Source organism: Streptomyces actuosus (assembly GCF_016921115.1).
GTDB lineage: Bacteria > Actinomycetota > Actinomycetes > Streptomycetales > Streptomycetaceae > Streptomyces > Streptomyces actuosus_A.
In genome coordinates, this window is the sequence record NZ_JAFFZS010000003.1 from 20,999 (window position 1) to 38,319 (window position 17,321).

General features: G+C 70.2%; 14 protein-coding genes and 2 pseudogenes. 11 read left to right on the forward strand and 5 right to left on the reverse strand.

Features of this window, described 5'->3' with window-relative positions:
* Positions 1 to 173 precede the first annotated feature (173 nt).
* Positions 174 to 869 (forward strand): hypothetical protein, encoded by a 696-nt coding sequence (locus tag JS756_RS05185; protein ID WP_205382062.1) that lies wholly within the window; start codon positions 174 to 176, stop codon positions 867 to 869.
* Between the two features lie 115 nt (positions 870 to 984).
* On the opposite strand, the gene JS756_RS05190 is transcribed toward JS756_RS05185, so the two are convergent.
* The gene (locus tag JS756_RS05190) at positions 985 to 1,434 is read right to left on the reverse strand and encodes a MarR family winged helix-turn-helix transcriptional regulator (protein ID WP_205381742.1); all 450 of its coding nucleotides are present in this window, start codon (positions 1,432 to 1,434) and stop codon (positions 985 to 987) included.
* 118 nt (positions 1,435 to 1,552) lie between these two features.
* Here JS756_RS05190 and JS756_RS05195 point away from each other — a divergent pair, with 118 nt between their 5' ends.
* Positions 1,553 to 3,418 carry an ABC transporter ATP-binding protein gene (locus tag JS756_RS05195; protein WP_205381743.1) on the forward strand — a complete coding sequence of 622 codons (1,866 nt, stop codon included), beginning with the start codon at positions 1,553 to 1,555 and terminating at the stop codon, positions 3,416 to 3,418.
* 53 nt (positions 3,419 to 3,471) lie between these two features.
* Positions 3,472 to 4,314, forward strand: coding sequence for an endolytic transglycosylase MltG (mltG, locus tag JS756_RS05200; RefSeq protein WP_205381744.1), 843 nt, complete (start codon positions 3,472 to 3,474; stop codon positions 4,312 to 4,314).
* 390 nt (positions 4,315 to 4,704) lie between these two features.
* Here the strand turns inward: mltG and JS756_RS05205 are convergent, their stop codons facing one another.
* Positions 4,705 to 5,796: an NAD(P)-binding domain-containing protein gene (locus JS756_RS05205; protein WP_205381745.1), complete on the reverse strand. Its 1,092-nt coding sequence runs from the start codon at positions 5,794 to 5,796 to the stop codon at positions 4,705 to 4,707.
* A gap of 120 nt (positions 5,797 to 5,916) precedes the next feature.
* Between JS756_RS05205 and JS756_RS05210 the strand changes: the two genes are divergently transcribed.
* The 4 genes and pseudogenes from JS756_RS05210 to JS756_RS05225 all read left to right on the forward strand — a co-directional run bounded on the left by JS756_RS05210 (position 5,917) and on the right by JS756_RS05225 (position 8,443).
* Positions 5,917 to 6,339 (forward strand): YjbQ family protein, encoded by a 423-nt coding sequence (locus JS756_RS05210; protein ID WP_205381746.1) that lies wholly within the window; start codon positions 5,917 to 5,919, stop codon positions 6,337 to 6,339.
* Positions 6,340 to 6,595: 256 nt separating this feature from the next.
* Positions 6,596 to 6,709 (forward strand): annotated as a pseudogene (locus JS756_RS38520) (RHS repeat domain-containing protein); the annotation flags it as partial.
* A 554-nt stretch (positions 6,710 to 7,263) separates the two neighbouring features.
* Entirely contained in the window at positions 7,264 to 8,025 is a 762-nt protein-coding gene (locus JS756_RS05220) for a hypothetical protein (RefSeq protein ID WP_205381747.1), read from the forward strand.
* Between the two features lie 19 nt (positions 8,026 to 8,044).
* Complete coding sequence (locus JS756_RS05225) at positions 8,045 to 8,443, forward strand: hypothetical protein (protein WP_205381748.1); 399 nt, start codon at positions 8,045 to 8,047, stop codon at positions 8,441 to 8,443.
* Between the two features lie 713 nt (positions 8,444 to 9,156).
* On the opposite strand, the gene JS756_RS05230 is transcribed toward JS756_RS05225, so the two are convergent.
* Positions 9,157 to 9,372 carry a DUF4177 domain-containing protein gene (locus JS756_RS05230; protein ID WP_205381749.1) on the reverse strand — a complete coding sequence of 72 codons (216 nt, stop codon included), beginning with the start codon at positions 9,370 to 9,372 and terminating at the stop codon, positions 9,157 to 9,159.
* 265 nt (positions 9,373 to 9,637) lie between these two features.
* On the opposite strand from JS756_RS05230, the pseudogene JS756_RS05235 reads away from it, so the two are divergent.
* Together JS756_RS05235 and JS756_RS05240 are read left to right on the forward strand one after the other, a co-directional pair.
* A pseudogene (locus tag JS756_RS05235) lies at positions 9,638 to 10,154 on the forward strand (transposase); the annotation flags it as partial.
* A 279-nt stretch (positions 10,155 to 10,433) separates the two neighbouring features.
* On the forward strand, positions 10,434 to 11,618 hold the full coding sequence (locus JS756_RS05240; RefSeq protein WP_205381751.1) for a beta-ketoacyl-[acyl-carrier-protein] synthase family protein: 1,185 nt from the start codon (positions 10,434 to 10,436) through the stop codon (positions 11,616 to 11,618).
* 170 nt (positions 11,619 to 11,788) lie between these two features.
* Here the strand turns inward: JS756_RS05240 and JS756_RS05245 are convergent, their stop codons facing one another.
* Together JS756_RS05245 and JS756_RS05250 are read right to left on the reverse strand one after the other, a co-directional pair.
* Positions 11,789 to 13,948, reverse strand: a complete 2,160-nt coding sequence (locus JS756_RS05245; RefSeq protein ID WP_205381752.1) for a SpoIIE family protein phosphatase — start codon at positions 13,946 to 13,948, stop codon at positions 11,789 to 11,791.
* A gap of 898 nt (positions 13,949 to 14,846) precedes the next feature.
* Positions 14,847 to 15,032 carry a hypothetical protein gene (locus JS756_RS05250; protein WP_240203318.1) on the reverse strand — a complete coding sequence of 62 codons (186 nt, stop codon included), beginning with the start codon at positions 15,030 to 15,032 and terminating at the stop codon, positions 14,847 to 14,849.
* 56 nt (positions 15,033 to 15,088) lie between these two features.
* On the opposite strand from JS756_RS05250, the gene JS756_RS38020 reads away from it, so the two are divergent.
* Both JS756_RS38020 and JS756_RS05260 read left to right on the forward strand, forming a co-directional pair.
* Positions 15,089 to 15,406 (forward strand): hypothetical protein, encoded by a 318-nt coding sequence (locus JS756_RS38020; RefSeq protein ID WP_205382064.1) that lies wholly within the window; start codon positions 15,089 to 15,091, stop codon positions 15,404 to 15,406.
* Between the two features lie 344 nt (positions 15,407 to 15,750).
* Entirely contained in the window at positions 15,751 to 17,304 is a 1,554-nt protein-coding gene (locus tag JS756_RS05260) for an MFS transporter (RefSeq protein WP_205381753.1), read from the forward strand.
* Positions 17,305 to 17,321: the final 17 nt, after the last annotated feature.

Sequence of the window (17,321 nt, forward strand, 5' to 3'; positions counted from 1 at the left end):
TGCGGACGTGATTCTGTGCGCTCCCGTGCGGTGCGGACGTGCGCCTTCGTACGCCGCTCCGCGCTGCGATCCTCCACGCCCCGGCGCCGCCGTCCGCGTCGCGGTGCCATCATGGAGCGGTGCGAACTGGCGGTGTACGGAGCGTGGTGGTCGCTGCGGCGGTCTGCGGGCTGATGGCGGGGGTCGTGTCCGGGTGCGGCGGCTCGCGCTCCGATGGGCGCGGCGGCCGCGGCGGAGCGGCCTCGGGAGCACCCTCCGCGACACCGCGCCCGAGCACGGCCGCCGACCCGACCCGCATCCCCGGCGTCGGCGACCGCCTGCAGAGCCGGATCCCCGCCGATTCCGGTCAGGTCGTTGCCGTCTACGGCGAACGCAAGGACTCCGCGGACGCGACACTCGTTTTCTACACCCGGCACGGGTCCGGTTGGGAGCGCACCCGCAGCTGGGCGGCGCACAACGGCACGAAGGGCTGGACGCTCGACCACCACGAGGGCGACAAGCGCAGCCCGGTCGGGGTGTTCACGCTCACCGACGCGGGCGGCGTGCTGAAGGATCCGGGCGCCGGTCTGCCTTACACCAGGTCCGCGTCCTTCGCGGCGCCGCGCACCTGGGCCGAGAGGTACCGGCACGACTTCGACTACGTCATCGCCATCGACTACAACCGGGTGAAGGGCACCCCGCCCAACGATCCCACCCGCCCCCAGGGCAGTTCGAAGGGCGGCAGCATCTGGATCCACATGGACCACGGCAGCGGCACGTCGGCGTGCGTCAGCGTCGCCAAGCCGGCCATGGAGTACCTCCTGCTCACGCTCGACCCGGCCCGGCATCCGGTCGTCGTGATGGGCGACAAGGCGGACCTGGAGGCCTGAACGGCCGGTCGGGCCCACCCTCCGGCGAGCCGCTCACCCGGTCCCCGGAGGGCGGGCACGGCAGATGCCACGTGCCGGGCCGCCGCGCTCACCCGGATCGCGGCGGGACCGGACTTCAGCAGCGCTCGGCCGGAACGCCGTCGATCAGGGTGTCCAGCAGGTCGCCGAAGACCTCGCGCTGCTCCCGTGTCAGGGGGGCGAGGATCTCCTCGGCCGCCGAGCGGCGGGCGGTGCGCAGTTCCCGCAGCGTCGTGCGGCCGTCGTCGGTGAGCTCGATCCGGATCACCCGGCGGTTGGCGGGATCGGGAACCCGCCGCACCTTGCCGTTCGCCTCCAGTCCGTCCACCAGTGTGGTCACCGCCCGCGGCACCACCTCCAGCCGTTCGGCGAGGTCGATCATCCGCGGCGGCTCGCCGTAGTGCGCGAGGGTGCGCAGCAGCCGTGACTGGGCCGGGGTGACACCGAGATCGCGCTGGAGGAGATGGCGTTTCTGGATGCGGTGCACCCGGCGGGTGAGGCGCAGGAGCTGCTCGGCGAGCAGGCCGTCGGGATCGGGGGTGCTCATGCGGGAACAATATCAGGATGCCGTTCATTGTGAGCATAGGTAACAATGAGCTAAGGTCCGTACGTCCGGCGGGGTCGTGCATGCCGCCGGATCCGACACTCTTCCCTCGTAGGAGCTCATGCATCCCGATCGCGAAGCCTCCTGGACTCCACCTGCCGACGCCGGTCGGCAACCCCGGCAGGTCCGGCGCATCGTGCGTCTCTTCCGCCCCTACCGCGGCCGTCTCGCGGTCGTCGGCCTCCTGGTGGGCGCCTCGTCACTGGTTTCCGTCGCCACACCCTTCCTCCTGAAGGAGACGCTCGACGTGGCCCTGCCCGAGGGCCGCACCGGGCTGCTCAGCCTGCTCGCCCTCGGCATGATCCTGAGCGCCGTTCTCAGCAGTGTCTTCGGCGTGCTGCAGACCCTGATCTCCACGACCGTCGGGCAGCGGGTCATGCACGACCTGCGCACCGCCGTCTACGGCCGCCTGCAGCGCATGTCGCTCGCGTTCTTCACCCGCACGCGCACCGGCGAGGTGCAGTCCCGCATCGCCAACGACATCGGCGGCATGCAGGCGACCGTCACCTCCACGGCCACCTCGCTCGTCTCCAACTTCACCAGTGTCGTCGCCACCGTGATCGCCATGGTGGCGCTGGACTGGCGGCTCACCGTCGTCTCCCTGCTCCTGCTGCCGGTCTTCGTGTGGATCAGCCGGCGCGTCGGCAGAGAACGCAAGAAGATCACCACCCAGCGCCAGAGGCAGATGGCGGCCATGGCCGCCACGGTCACCGAGTCGCTCTCCGTCAGCGGCATCCTGCTCGGTCGCACCATGGGCCGTTCCGACTCGCTCACCCGGTCCTTCTCGGAGGAGTCCGAGGGGTTGGTCGATCTGGAGGTCCGGTCGAACATGGCGGGCCGCTGGCGGATGGCGGTCATCACGATCGTCATGGCCGCGATGCCCGCCGTCATCTACTGGACCGCCGGCATCGCCCTGCAGGTGGGTGGTGGGGACGTCTCGATCGGAACGATCGTCGCCTTCGTCTCCCTGCAGCAGGGACTGTTCCGGCCGACCGTCAGCCTGCTGTCGACGGGTGTGCAGGTCCAGACCTCGCTGGCACTGTTCCAGCGGATCTTCGAGTACCTCGACCTGCCGATCGACATCACCGAGCGCGAGGAACCGGTCCACCTGGACCAGATCAAGGGCGAGGTCCGCTTCGAGAACGTCGTCTTCCACTACGACGGCAACGCCGACGGAGCCTCCGCCGACGGCCGCGACGGCGGCAGCCACGGGGGCGGCCGCGTCGCCCGGTCGGGCCCCGTCCTGGACGGCATCGACGTCGCTGTCCCCGCCGGCAGCAGTCTCGCCGTGGTCGGACCGACCGGCGCCGGCAAGTCCACCCTCGGCTATCTGGTGCCGCGGCTGTACGACGTGACGGGTGGGCGGGTCACCCTCGACGGGGTCGACGTGCGCGACCTCGACTTCGACACCCTGGCGCGAGCGGTGGGCGTCGTCTCGCAGGAGACGTACCTCTTCCACGCCTCCGTCGCCGACAACCTCCGGTTCGCCAGGCCCGACGCCACCGACGAGGACCTCCACGCGGCGGCGCGGGCGGCGCAGATCCACGACCACATCGCATCCCTGCCCGACGGGTACGACACGGTCGTCGGCGAGCGCGGCCACCGCTTCTCGGGTGGCGAGAAGCAGCGTCTGGCGATCGCCCGCACCATCCTGCGCGACCCGCCCGTGCTCATCCTCGACGAGGCGACCAGTGCCCTGGACACCCGCACCGAGGCGGCCGTGCAGCAGGCCGTCGACGCGCTGTCGGCGAACCGCACCACGCTCACCATCGCCCACCGCCTGTCCACCGTTCGCGGTGCGGACCAGATCGTGGTCCTGGAGTCCGGGCGTGTGGCCGAACGCGGCACGCACGAGGAACTGCTGGAGGTGGGAGGGCGTTACGCGGCTCTGGTGCGCAGGGATGCCCATCTGGAGCCGATGAGATGAATATATGTCGAGTTATGCCGGGTTTGTAATGCTATGGGCGTTACCGTGCCCGCATGCACATGAACACTCCGTCACGGAGGACGATTCGACTGACGCGCAGGGGACGTCTGGTCCTCATCGCGACCGGAGCGGTCGTGGCCGGCACCGCCGTGGCGGTGCCGCTGCTGAGCGCCGGCGGCGACGAGGCCACCAAGCCCACCTCTCTGGTGATCCCCGAGGGCTGGCGTACCGGGCAGGTCTACGCCGCCGTCGACAAGGCCCTCGAACTGCCCGCGGGTACGACGAGGAAGTCCCTGACCAAGGCCAGACTGAAGCTGCCGAGCGACGCCGACGGCAACCCGGAGGGGTACCTCTTCCCGGCGACGTATCCCCTGACCGACAGCACGACACCGCAGCAACTGCTGTCGGCCATGGTCGACACGGCGAACAAGAAGTTCAACGGGGCACCCGTCGCGGCCGGCGCGCAGCGCAACGCCATGAACGTGTACCAGGCCGTCACGATCGCCAGCATCGTCCAGGCCGAGGCCGCCACCAAGGCCGACATGGGCAAGGTGGCCCGGGTCGTCTTCAACCGGCTGGAGCGCGGCATGCCGCTCCAGATGGACTCCACCCTCAACTACGCGCTCAACCGCTCGACGCTCCGCACGACCGAGAGCGACACCCGCATCGAGAGCCCCTACAACTCCTACCAGCGCATGGGGCTGCCCCCCACCCCGATCGACAACCCAGGGGAGGACGCGATGCGCGCGGCCATCAATCCGACGCCGGGAGACTGGCTGTACTTCGTCACCGTGAAGCCGGGCGACACGCGCTTCACCTCCGACTACGCCGAACATCGGCGCAACGTCGCCGAGTTCAACCGCAACCAGCCCAGTGGGAGTCCGACGGCGGGCTGACGGAGGTCCCGGCCGCAGCACGCCCGTCCGCGTCCTGGCCGGCCACCGTGTCGAGCCGTCCTGCTCCCCGGAGCGGGGCCGGACGCGTATGCCGGACGGACCGGCCGTACACCGCCGACAGCGCGAGGTGCCGACTGTCGACGATGGTGCGGGCACTGCCTGCTCGGGGCATCGGCGGTGTGCCCGCCTCACGGAGGGAACCTGCGGATGCCGGGCGGAGCGAGGGCGTGGTCCGGTCGGGTGCCGGATGCCGGGGTGCCCGGCGCCGGAGCCGGTACCGCGACCGGGCCGTCGAGTCCCGGCCGGCGGGTGCGGATCCTTCCGCCGGCCGGGGTGCGGGGGTCGGAGTCCTGCGTCCCGGGAGGGCGCTGCACGGCCTCGCCGGAGAGCTCAGGCCGCGTCCGGTTCCCCCGCCGCGTCCGACTGCGGCGGCATCGTCGGCAGCCGGACGATGTCGCGCACGGCGGCCCGGCCTGCTCGGTTGGCGCCGATCGTGCTGGCCGAGGGACCGTAGCCGACGAGATGGACGCGCGGGTCGGCCACCGCACGGGTGCCCTCGACGCGGATCCCGCCGCCGGGTTCCCGTAGCCGCAGCGGGGCCAGATGGCCGATGGCGGGCCGGAAACCCGTAGCCCACAGGATGACGTCCGCCTCGACGCGCCGCCCGTCGCGCCAGACGACGCCGTCAGGGGTGATCCGGTCGAACATGGGCCGCCGGTCCAGCACGCCGTCCGCGATGCCCCGGCGGATCGCTTCGTCGAGCGGCAGACCCGTCACCGACACGACGCTGCGCGGAGGCAGGCCCTGCCGCACCCGCTCCTCCACCAGTGCCACCGCCGCCCGCCCCGCGATCTCGTCGAAGGCACCCTCGCGGAAGACCGGTGGGCGCCGGGTCACCCAGGTGGTGGCGGCCGCGTACGGGGCGAGTTCCAGCAGGTGCTGGGTGCCGGACGCGCCGCCGCCCACCACCACGACCCGCTGCCCGGTGAACGCCTCGGGCCCCGGGTACCGCGCCGTGTGCAGTTGCTGCCCGCGGAAGACCTCCTGGCCGGGGTAGCGCGGCCGGAACGGCCGGTCCCAGGTCCCGGTGGCGTTGATCAGGGCGCGCGCCGCCCAGACGCCCTGCGAGGTCTCGACGAGCAGCCGGCTCCCAGGCCCCTCGCGCACGGCGCGCACGTCCACCGGACGCCGCACCCGCAGGCCGAAGGCGAGTTCGTACCGGTCGAAGTACGCGCTGATCACCTCCGACGACGGCCGCGCGGGGTCCGCGTCCGCCAGTTGCATGCCCGGCAGCGCGTGCATCCCGTGCACCTTGCCGTAGGTGAGCGACGGCCACCGGAACTGCCAGGCCCCGCCCGGCCCGGGGGAGTGGTCGAGGACGACGAAGTCGCGGCCCGGTGCACGACCCGTGCGCCGCAGATGGTAGGCGGCGGACAGTCCGGCCTGCCCCGCCCCTATGACGACCACCTCAGTGTTGTTCACGTTTCTACCAACCTGCCGGGGAGGGAGGATCTTCCCACCCCCCGCCGGGTGCGATCCGCGGCAGGCGTCCGTCAGAAGCCGTTCCGGCGCTCGGCCGGTCGTATGGTCCACGATGGTGGCATGGCAGATGTGTTCACCACCCGGGTCCTTCACGTGTCCTCCGGCTCCGCGGAGCGGGTCGTCGACCTCACCCGTGACTGCGAGGCCTTCCTGCGCGAGGCGGCGGCGGGCCGTGACGGTCTGCTCAACATCTTCGTGCCGCACGCCACGGCCGGCCTCGCCGTCATCGAGACCGGCGCCGGCAGCGACGACGACCTCCTCGCCGCGCTGCACACCCTGCTCCCGGCCGACGACCGCTGGCAGCACCGCCACGGCAGCCCCGGACACGGCCGTGACCACGTCCTCCCGGCCATCGTCCCCCCGCATGCCACGCTTCCGGTGCTGGGAGGCCGGCTGGAGCTCGGGACATGGCAGTCGGTGTGCCTGGTGGACACCAACAAGGACAACGCCAACCGTCAGGTGCGGCTGAGCTTCCTCGGCTGATGCATGTGCTGGACCTGCAGCGTCGAATTCCAGCCGCACCCAATGCCCCTTGGTCGGCGTCGACGGCATCCTCTCCGGCACCCTGACCTACGACAACACCGCCCGCACCACGTCGTACACGGACTCGCAGGGTCAATGTCTCGGTCCACCGGTACAATGCCGGAAGGATGGTGGTGGAAGGGACGGACCCGCTCGGGCATGTCACCCGTACGGAGTGGGACGAGTACGGAGCCCGGCCGCTCGCGGTGACGGACCTGACGAGGCTGGCCGGCTGATCGCGGAGACGGATTTCAACGGGCGCACGCTGACGTACACGTTTGATGCCGCGGGCAGGCTGATCGCTAGGCCACATGGGACGAATTCGCTTGGGTGCGGCTCGTTTCGAGTGGGCTCGGCGATCAGCGGTGCGGGTGTAGCCCTCCTAGTCGCCGGTGAGATAGAGCCGTCGATGTCCTTGAGCGACATGGAATGGCCAGTACGTTTCGAGGCCCCGTTGGGGTGGTAGCTCGAAGCACCAGCACGGCTTCGGCGCCGTCAAGCCCCCAGTGTTCCGCGCTATGGCGAGGCGGTCGGCGATGAGCCATGAAACCCACCGCGCCCGCCCCACCCCAAACGCCCTGCCCCACATGGTCGGAGCGACCAGGGGTCCAGCTCGCGTCGCGTGACCGGCCCGAGCTTGGCCTTCCGCGCTCGGGCCGGTGGTGGGTGCTGTTCCGGCCAGAGGCTTTCACAACGTTTGTTGACCACATGCGTAGTTGAGGAAGAGTTGAGGCGGGAGTGTGTCTTTCGTCATAGCTGTCATGATCTTGGTGTGATGGAGTGGTCCGCGACCATTCGGGTACGCGCACCCCTTTCCGTTCATACGGGGATTAGGGGTCGTTCCGCCGTACCCAAAAGTAGCCCAGAATGGGGAACTTCGGGCACATGTCCAACAGAACGATCAACCGCACCATGTTCACGCGCGCCGCTGTACTCGTCTCCACTCTCACGGCCGGTGCGGTCTTCGCCGCCAGCACCGGGGCGCAGGGGGCTGAGGCCACTCCTCGCACTGCCGCCACGTCCGCGGCCGCCGTCGTGGCAGGCGACGAGGACTCCGATGCAACTGGCCGGAGCGTCCAAGGCGACTTCACCGCCGATGAGTTGGAGCAGGGCAAGATCCTCGACGACGGCATAGCCGAACTCGGAATCAGCGAGAGCCAGTTTGCCAACGCATTGGAGATCTCGCTCACCCGCACCATCGACGCCAACGGCCTGCGCGACCGCCTTGCGGCGCTGCCCGCAACGCCCACCGCCCAGCAGATCGCCGAGGCCGCCTACCCCGGCGATGCTGACGCTCAAGCCGCCATGCTGCCCGTCCTGGCCAACGAGAAGGTCCGCCACGTCACTCTCCAGAACCTGGCTGCCGAGAGCGGTGAGAAGGCTCCCATGGTTGCTTTCGGCTGGTGGGGCAAGACCAAGTTCATTGTTGGCTGCTCCGCGGCTGTGGCAGGGGTGCTGATCTCCTTCGTCCCCGCCGGCTCCGGCGTCAGAGTGGCCCGCGCCGTCAAGCTGTTCAAGAGCTACGGCGCCAAGAAGACAGCCACGATCCTCTGGCGCTTCATGAAGGGCAAGCATGTAGGTTCAAAGGAGCGGGAAGCCGTAAAGGCGTTCATCGGCATCAGCGCCATTCAGAAAGCCTGCACCTGACACTGTCTGAGGTGGACAAGTGACTCTTGAACAAGTCTCTGTTGCCGTTCTGGCTGCGGAGATCATCATCATGCTGCTCGCCCGTCTCGGCACCGAACGGCGGCACTGGCGCCACCACAAGAAGGGTGAAGCGGCACCCCGGGAGCGTGACGACATCAGGATCGGACCCGGCCTGGTGTACTCGGTCGCCGCACTGGCGCTGGTCGCCAAAGCTGTGTTCAGTGGTATCGACTTCGAGTGGAGCGTCGGCACGCTGAGCTTGCTCGGCGTTCTCGGTGTCCTGGTTCCGGGCTACGCCGCCAACTCCGTCATGCTTCTCAGCACACACGGCGACAAGAAGCCGCTCAAGGGCTGGCAGGAGACGCTGGCATACGTGCTGGCTGCGTTCGGCGGGGCCGCCGCAGTCGCATTCATCTGACCGCCCACACAGACGGTGCTGGGCACACACACGTGCCTGTGTGTGCCCAGCACCGTCTTCATGCGGCCCTTTCCTCAAGGGGTGCGGCTCGTTCTGAGTGAGATCGCGGTCAGGCAGTGAGGGTGTATCTGGCCTGGTCATGGGGTGGGTGGAGGCCTCGGTGTTCCTCGGTGAGGTGGTGTTTCCAGTAGGCGCCAAGATCACCGTTAGCGGCGACGGCACGGAGTTTCAGGACGGCTTCGGCACCATCAAGACCCCCAGCGGGGGACCCGCAGGTTCTTCCACCGCCGGCAACGTCAGCCCCACATGGTGCGCGGGTACTCCGGCGGCCCGCACGTCCGCTACCTCCTCAGCGAGTGAACCCACTGAGTTTCTGGTCCATAGGTGGTTTGCGGTTCACCTCGTCTTGCCGCGCCTGCGCGCCGGGCCGCGGCACAGCCGTCCGCGGCCCGGACGCGATGGTGGACCCCAACGACTCAGCGCGAGTCTGTCGGCGCGTGCGACGGCGAACACCGTCTTTCGACGGGCGTGTTCCGGCCCTGGAGTACAGGGCGCTCGTCGCCGTCACGCCGGCGGTGTCCGATGCGCCGGTTCGCGCTGAGCGATCTGCGTCCTCTGGGCCCCTGGAGCCCGGTGGCCCAGGCCCCGTACGCGCGAGACTGCCGGGTCCGACGGAGCCTGCCGTTCACCGTGCTGTGCAGGACCCGCAGCCGTCAGCGGCGCGGACGCTCCAGAGTGAGGAGCAGACCCTCGACCGCACCGGGGCCTATACGGCCCTTCACGTCGGCGGACGTGATCGCCTTGACGGCCCAGCCGTCCTCGGCGTGCTTGTTCAGAACCTTCTCCAGCTTGTCGCCGTCCAGTGCGTCCCCGATCAGTGATTCGCGGAAGGTGACGACCTTGTACTCGAGTGCGTAGGGGTTGCTCATGGCTGGGACCTTTCCATGGATGGACTGGCTGACGGAACCGGGGACAGCCAATCACCGTTCGACGTTGCCGCACACGGCGGGGTGGTGGTCATGTCGTCCTGGCCTTCTTCGGCGGTGCCGGTATGGCGCAACGCAGGAGTGACCCGGCTTCGAGTCAGCGCTGCGCCGGCACGTCCCAGCGGACGCGCAGAGCGGGGCTTGCGGAAGACCGGGCCTCTGGGCGCGGTGGACGAGGCAGGGCCGAGCCGCAGGCCCGCGGTGGTGATCGATGCGGAGGGCGATCTCCGGCAGCCACGTCGGGCTGGTGGCCGCGATCCGCACCGTTTTCCTCGGCGCGGCCTGGCAAGGGTGCCGGATCCACTTCGTGCCGGACCCCTTCTCCGTGATCGAAAGGGGTTCGGGAGGAAAGGTGGCGGCGGCCGTCCGGACGGGCTTCGTACAGACCACCGGTGAGGCGGTCCGCACCCGCTGTGCGTGGTCGCTGACATGCTCGGACGCTGGTTTCCCCAGGTCGAGGCGATGCTGCTGGACGCGGACTTCCCGGCGGCCCACTGGAAGAAGACATGGTCCACCGATCCCCTGGTGGACCGAACCGGGAGATCGAACGCCGAGCCGACGTCGTCCAGGTCGCCCTCGATCCCGTCGCCGTCGACCGGATCGCCGCCGCCCTGGCCGAACTCCGCTATGAACGGCAGGCTTTCGGCAGCCGCTGCCTCTCCGAAGCCTCCATGGCCGAACTCCCCACGGGACGCCGTCCGCTGCCGCCCGTCGTGTCGGACAGTTGTCGACAGGTGGTGGTCCTGGCTGACGGTGAGTCGGGTAAGGCCTGCGGAACCGCTCTGAGGGCCCTGTTTCCGCGGTGTGTGCCGTGTCACGCATTCCAGGCGCTGCCCAAGTTGCCTGCATCACAGCGGAAATGTCCCTTTAGCGTCCATGCTCGAAACGGACAGCGACTCCCGAAGTGGAGCCCATCGACAACCTCTTGGGCGCGAAGTTCCACAGTGGCCCATGACGCAGCACGCGTGACACTCCTGCTGGTTCCCCTGGAAAGGTGCCCCATTATGGCCGCTTACCTCTGTCCTCCTGCCGTGATACACGGCGAACACGCCGTGGAGACCAGCCAGATCGTGGCGGAGGTGCGCGACCGGCATCCGCACGCGGCGTGGGCGATGCGGATCGACGGCATCGCGGCCGGCACGGGCATCGAGACACGCGGGTGGATGCTGCCGCTGGAGGCCGCCGTCGCGCCCGGCAACAGCGGCGGCCTGGGGGCTGTCGGCATCGGGCCGGCCCAAGAGGCGTTGGCACGCGACGGGTTCACCCAGCAGGACGTGGACCGCGTGATCGCCGCACTTGAGGCGATACCCGCGCCGCAGACCGTCCAGGAGCGCACCGCGCCCGCCTGGGAGGCCGTGCAGTCCTACGGGGAGCGTGCGGCGCGCGGGGCCCTGCAGATCGCCGGGCTGGACGCCGCGGACATCGACTGCCTGATCACCAGTAACTCCACCACCCCGGCGCTGCCGGGTCTGGACATCGCCCTGGCCGACAAGCTTCAGCTCCGCAACGACGTGATGCTGCTGCCGGCGACGCAGTGGGCCTGTATCGCGGGGACCCGCTCCCTGGCGCTGGCGGCGGACCTCGTGGCTGCGGATCCCGACCGGGTGGTCCTGGTCGTGATCGCGGAGGCGCTGAGCACGACCTACCAGCCCGCGGACGACACTCTCGAGTCTCTGATCGTCCGGTTGCTGTTTGCGGACACCGCGGTCGCCGCGGTGGTCACGGGCCGCCCGCGGCGCGAGTCGGTGCTGCGGCTGGACGCCGCGTGGCACCACACCCTGCCCGGCACCCGCGACCTGCACCGTCTGGACACGCGGGCGGACGGCACCCACTTCGTGATGGACCGGCGTGGCCCGCGCGCCGTGCAGGAGACGGTCACCGCGATGTGGGATTGGCTGCGCGTCCGTTACCAGGACCACCCCGACTCCTGGCACCCCGACGTGCTGCTGGCGCATCCCGGCGGGACCCGGGTACTGGAGTACATGGAGCAGACGATGCCCGACGCGTGGCCGTCTGGGCTGCTGGACCACAGCCGAGACAGCTATACCAGCGGCAACCGCGGAGGCGCCGCCGTGTTCGACATCATGCGGCGGGCGCACGACGCCGGGCAGAGGTCGGGCAGCCGCGCCGTCCTGTACGCGGCGGCACCGGGCCTGACCGCCACCGCCCTGGAGGGGGAGTGGCTGTAGTGCGAGCCCGCGCCACCGGTACCGGCAAACGGGCCGCCCGTATCACCGGTCACGACACCGGTACCGCCGGGGGCGCCGACCGTACGGTCGGCGCCCCCGGGTGACGTGTACGCCGCCCGTACCCTCGCCGCGCTCCCGTACGTCGGCCGCGCCCCCGCCCCGCAGCCGCATCACCCCGCGACTTTCGCCCAGACCACCTTGCCGGTGTCCGTCCACCGCACCCCCCACCGGGTGGTGAGCCTGTGCACGATCTGCAGGCCACGACCGCCGTCGAGGAGCCCGCCCCGGCTCAGACGTGGCCTGCCGTTGCCGGTGTCGCCCACCTCGCACAGCAGGCCGTGACCGGTCCTGATCAGCCGTACCGTGACAGGACCGCCGGCGAAGCGGACTGCGTTGGTGACCAGCTCGCTGACCAGCAACGACACATTGTCCAAGGTGTCGTCCCTGGTGTGCCATCGCCGCAGCAGCGTGGAGACCTGCGCGCGGGCACGGGCGGGCGCGTCGTCGCGGGCGGGCAGACGCCAGGTCGCGGTGTCCCCCTTGCGGTAGCCGATCATGCGAGCGAGCAGCAGGGTCACGTCGTCGCGCTGGCGCACGGGCGCCAGCGCGGAGACGACGCGCCGTGCAGCCTGCTGCAGGGCGTCCCAGGGGTGCACCGTGGACACGGCGTCCGCGAGCCTGTCGACAGCCTCGTCGATGGACAGCGCTGGATCCTCCACCAGGCCGTCGGTATAGAGAACGAGCAGGGAGCCCGGGGGTGCGCCGAAAGTGTGCACGTCGAACGGCTCCCGCAGCGCGAACTCGGCGCCCAGGCCGGGATGAGGGTGCACCGCGAGCGGGTTGGCGTGCCCGTCCGGGGACACCAGGACCGGGGGGAGGTGGCCGGCGCTGGACAGCGCCACGTGGTGGCTGACCGGGTCGTAGAGGGCGATGCAGCAGGTCGACCCGAGGGCGCTGTAGCCGGCCGCCAGCCCGGACTCCGCGTCGTCCAGCACCGTCACGGTCTCGTCCAGGTGTTCCAGCACCTCGTCGGGTCCCAGACCCGCGGACAGCAGCGCGCGGGCCTCCATGCTCAGCTGGCCCATGGTTGCCGCGGCTCCCAGGCCGTGCCCGACGACGTCACCGACCACCAGCGCGGTACGGCCGTCCGGCAGCGGAAAACTGTTCACCCAGTCGCCGCCGACGCCCGCGCTGTCGGGGGTGGCGGGCTGGTAGACGCTGGCTATCTCGATGGTGTCGCCGCCGGTCCGAGGCAGCAGCCGGCGCTGCAGTGCCAGCACCTGCGTGTGCTCGCGCTGGTGCTGACGGGCCAGGTCCACGTGATGGACGGTCCTGGCCACCAGTTCCTGCAGGTCGAACAGCTCGCTGTCGCGGAAGGGGGAGTCCGCCCGCCGCCAGACCTCCGCCACGCCCAGTACGACAGGCGGCGCACCGTCCAGGACCAGCGGTATGCATGCCACACCCGCCGACGGGTCACCTGGCACCAGGGCGCGCATCACTCGCGGACTGCCGAGTATCCGCTCGACCGCCTCCCGGTCGGGTATGACGATGGCCTGCGGGGCATCGTCCCGCCGTACCGCCTGCGCCAGCAGGCGACTGGCGTCGCTGGGAAGATCGTCGCCCGGAGTCACGTAGCCCTCGGGCCATGCCCGGTCCGGCACCAGGGCCGCCCGCCGCAGCCGGATGCGTCCATGCGCCTGCTCGGATACTCCCTCGCCTGTCCACACGGCGAAGTCGAGGTCGACGGCGGCCACGTCTCCCCAAGCCAGCAGGGACTCGGCCAGCGACTGAGCGGTCTCACCGATGTCCAGCGAGGTGCCGATCGCGGTCTCGGCGGCGTACAGGTGCAGCCTCCTGGCCATGGCGATCACGGAGACGGTCAGGCCTTCCTCAGGCGCCGCGGCGGGCAGGATGCTCAGCGAGACCACCAGCTCCGATCCGTCGCCGCGCCGCAGGCGCTGGATCCGGGCGACGTGTGCCTCACCGGTTTCCAGGACCTGCCGCAACCGCCGTGTGACCGTCGGTACGTCCCCTGGTGGCAGGAGATCGACGAAACGACTCCCGGCAGCGGCGTCCAGACCCGCGAATACGGGGGCGTCCAGATTGCAGCGGGTGATTCTCAGATCCCGGTCCAGGTTGACCGCGCCGAGAATCTGATCCTGTCGGCCGGCTGCCGCGTTGTCGGGCACGTGTTGGCTGGTGGTGCGATCCCCCTGCACGTCGGCAGAACCGGCGGCCGCTGCCGCTCCGCCGCACGGGATGTAGCGCCCCAGGGCGCTGCTGACCATGTCGAACGGCGAAGAGGACGAAGGGGTGGGTGTGGAGTCCATGCGGCTCTCTCAGCAATCCCCGGCGCACCGCCGGGGCTGTACTCGGACCCGTGCGACGGGGCCCCGAGATCCCTGACCGCACACCTCATTGAATAACACCGGGGGGCGCTTCGCCCACATCAGCGGATCACGAGGTGAACGCGGACAGTGAGGAATGCCGTAGCCGGTGGGGCCGTGCTCACATGGCCGGGGGCCGTCGCCCGCCAGTCTGCGACGACCGCCGCAGGACCACCGGGCGCCGCGGTGCCGTCGGCTCCGGTGAGTTCCAGGCACGTGCTGCTGTGCCGGGCGATCGGTGCCATGACGTGGTGCGGACGCCCTCGCCGACGGCGATCGGCTGAGGGGAATCTGCCGACGGGAGCTCCTGCATGATGAGGAGCCGCCTCGGTGCTGGCCCGGTGGCTTGGGTCGGCGGCCCGGGGCGGGGAACGAGAACGATGCCTACGGGGTCACCGGTCTCCTTCTCCCGTTGGGCCACGGCATCGGCCGCGCCCGCGGGATACGAGCGGCGACCGACGGCGTCAGGCGGAGCAGGCTGGACGAGACCTGAAGCACCTCACGGGCGGCGTACGGGTTCCGTTCCTCGCCGGCCGCCGGGACGGCTTCGCAGCGTACGGCCCCTCCGCCGAACGCCGAAGCGGGCAGTCCCGCGGACAGTCCTGCCGACCGTGGTGACGACGGCGAGCGACGAGGCCGAGGTCTCGCCGGCAGGATGCGGGCCCCAGGCGGGCCGTCTCGGTCACCCGGCGATGATCCCGCCCAGCACTGCCGCAGCCCGGCGGAACCCGCCATACGCCGTGCCTCGGCGCGCAAGGGCTGCCGGTCTGCCCACGGCCGCGGAGGTGCGAGCCGCCCGGTGCACATCGCCGAGCGGGACACCTTCGCCGTCCATGTCGCCTCAGCTGGTGAAGTAGCCGGCGTCGAGCCCGATCCAGCCGGTGAGGTCGCGCTGATCGTAGAGATGCAGCGATCCGTCGGTGTGAACCTCCCAGCGGACGGTGAGGGAGTCGGTGACCCCGGAGCCGCTGACCTGATCGACCATGCCCTGGGTTCGGTTGGGGCGGAGCGCTTCCTGCCCTGGCACCGTGCCTACGGCCTCGATTCGAGAACCTGCTGCGCACCGTCAACCCGAACGTCACGATGCCGTATTGGGACTACGCCCATGACCACGCGCGCCCCGACTGGGTATGGCAACCCTCCGGCGTGAACCGTCCGACGCCCGGTGTCAAGCCGAACGGAAAGCCTACGGCCGCCCTTCCGACCCAGTCGATCATCGACGGCCTCCTGCAGCGACCCACCTCCATTCACCTACGGAAGGGTGATGGGGGGCAGCGTCAGGGTCGATGGTCTGGAAATGACCGCCCACAACAACGTGCACGACTGGTGCCAGGGCACCCTGGGCAACCCGATGGAGAGGACCGGCGAAGGTCGGATGGAGGGCGCGCCAGGCGGCTATGACCCGTCCCGAGCACGGGGCCCTCTTCACCTTCTTCGCCGGCATGGCCGGGTCCGAACGTGAGTACATCCGCGAGAGGTCTCTCGGAGGCCAGGCGTCCGCGCGCGAACGCGGCCGTACGACGGACGCCTCACGTCGTCGTTGGCGACGCCGCCGGGCGGGGAGGCAGGTCAGGATGAGTTTCCTGGGGTCCTGAGGGGACCGCGGGGGCGGGGATCGCCGCAGGTTGATCCAGTGGTGGGGGTCCGGGCACGGGCGTACGGTCGAACGGTGGAGCCCGTAGTGGACGCCGGCGTTCGTTGAGCGCCCGGCCCGGGGAACCGATCCGCCGAGGGTGCAACATGTCATGAGCAGCGGCCCCCAGCCGACCTCCGCTCCGTCGACCACCGCGCACGGAGCGGACGGCGGCGGAAGCGTGATGGCTCTCCTCGTCATCGCTTCCTGTCAGCTCATGGTGGTGCTCGACATCACCATCGTGAACATCGCTCTGCCCCACATCCAGAGCGCCCTCAACTTCTCCACCACCAGCCTGAGCTGGGTGGTCAACGCCTACACCCTGACCTTCGGCGGACTGCTGCTGCTCGGCGGCCGCACGGGCGACATCCTCGGCAGACGGCGGATGTTCATCATCGGCGTGCTGCTGTTCGTGCTCGCCTCACTGCTCGGCGGCCTCGCCCAGAGCTCCGCTCAGCTCCTCGCCGCCCGCGCGCTCCAGGGCGTCGGCGGTGCCATCGCCTCGCCGACCGCCCTCGCGCTGATCAGCACCACCTTCCGCGAGGGCCCGGCGCGCAACCGGGCCTTCGGGGTGTTCGCGGCGGTCTCCGCGGGCGGCGGCGCGATCGGCCTGCTCGCCGGCGGCATGCTCGTCGAGTGGCTGAACTGGCGCTGGGTCCTGTTCGTCAACGTCCCGATCGGCGTGCTCATCGCCCTGGCCGCACCCCGCTGGATCCGCGAGTCCGAACGCCATCCCGGCCACTTCGACGTCGTCGGGGCGCTCACCTCCACCGCGGGCATGGTGCTGCTGGTCTACGGGTTCATCAGAGCGGCGCAGGACGGATGGCGCGACGCCATCACCTTGGCCTCCTTCGCCGCGGCCGTCGCCGTCCTGAGTCTGTTCGTGCTGGTCGAGCGGCGCTCGCGGCAGCCGATCACCCCGCTGCACATGTTCGCCGACCGCAACCGGGCAGGCACCTACGGCATCATGCTGTGCCTGGCCGCCTCGATCTTCGGCATGTTCTTCTTCCTCACGCTCTTCGTGCAGAACGTGCTGGACTTCAGCCCGCTGCGGGCCGGCCTGGCGTTCCTGCCCGTGAGCGCGGTCATCGCGATCGGCGCCGGGTTGGCCTCCCGCTTCCTGCCCCGGTTCGGGCCCAAGCCGTTCATGGTGGTGGGCGCCCTCCTCGCGGCGAGCGGGCTGGCCTGGCTGACCCTGACGGACGTTCACTCCACGTACGCGGGCAGCATTCTCGGGCCGATGCTCGTCTTCAGCCTCGGCATGGGCATGGAGTTCGTGTCGCTCACGCTGATGGCCCTGTCCAACGTCACGGTCCGGGAGACCGGAGCGGCCTCCGGGCTGCTCAACGCGACCCAGCAGGTCGGTGGTTCGCTCGGACTGTCCATCCTCGTCACGATGTTCGGCACCGCCAGCGGCAACGAGGCGGACACGCAGATCCCGAACTTCCTCGCCCAGGCCACGCCGGCCGAACGGCTGCGGTTCCAGCGCACCGGTGAGCTCCCGCCGCCCTGGTCCGACGAGATCCTCACCGCGGGCGTCTCGTCCGCCTTCATCATGGCGGCGATCTTCGCCGCGATCGCCGCGGTCATCGCCCTGGTGGTGATCCAGGTCCGCCCGTCCGACCTGGAGCGCCTCCAGGGCACCGGGATGCCGGGCCCGGCCTGAGCGAGGCCGCTGCACTC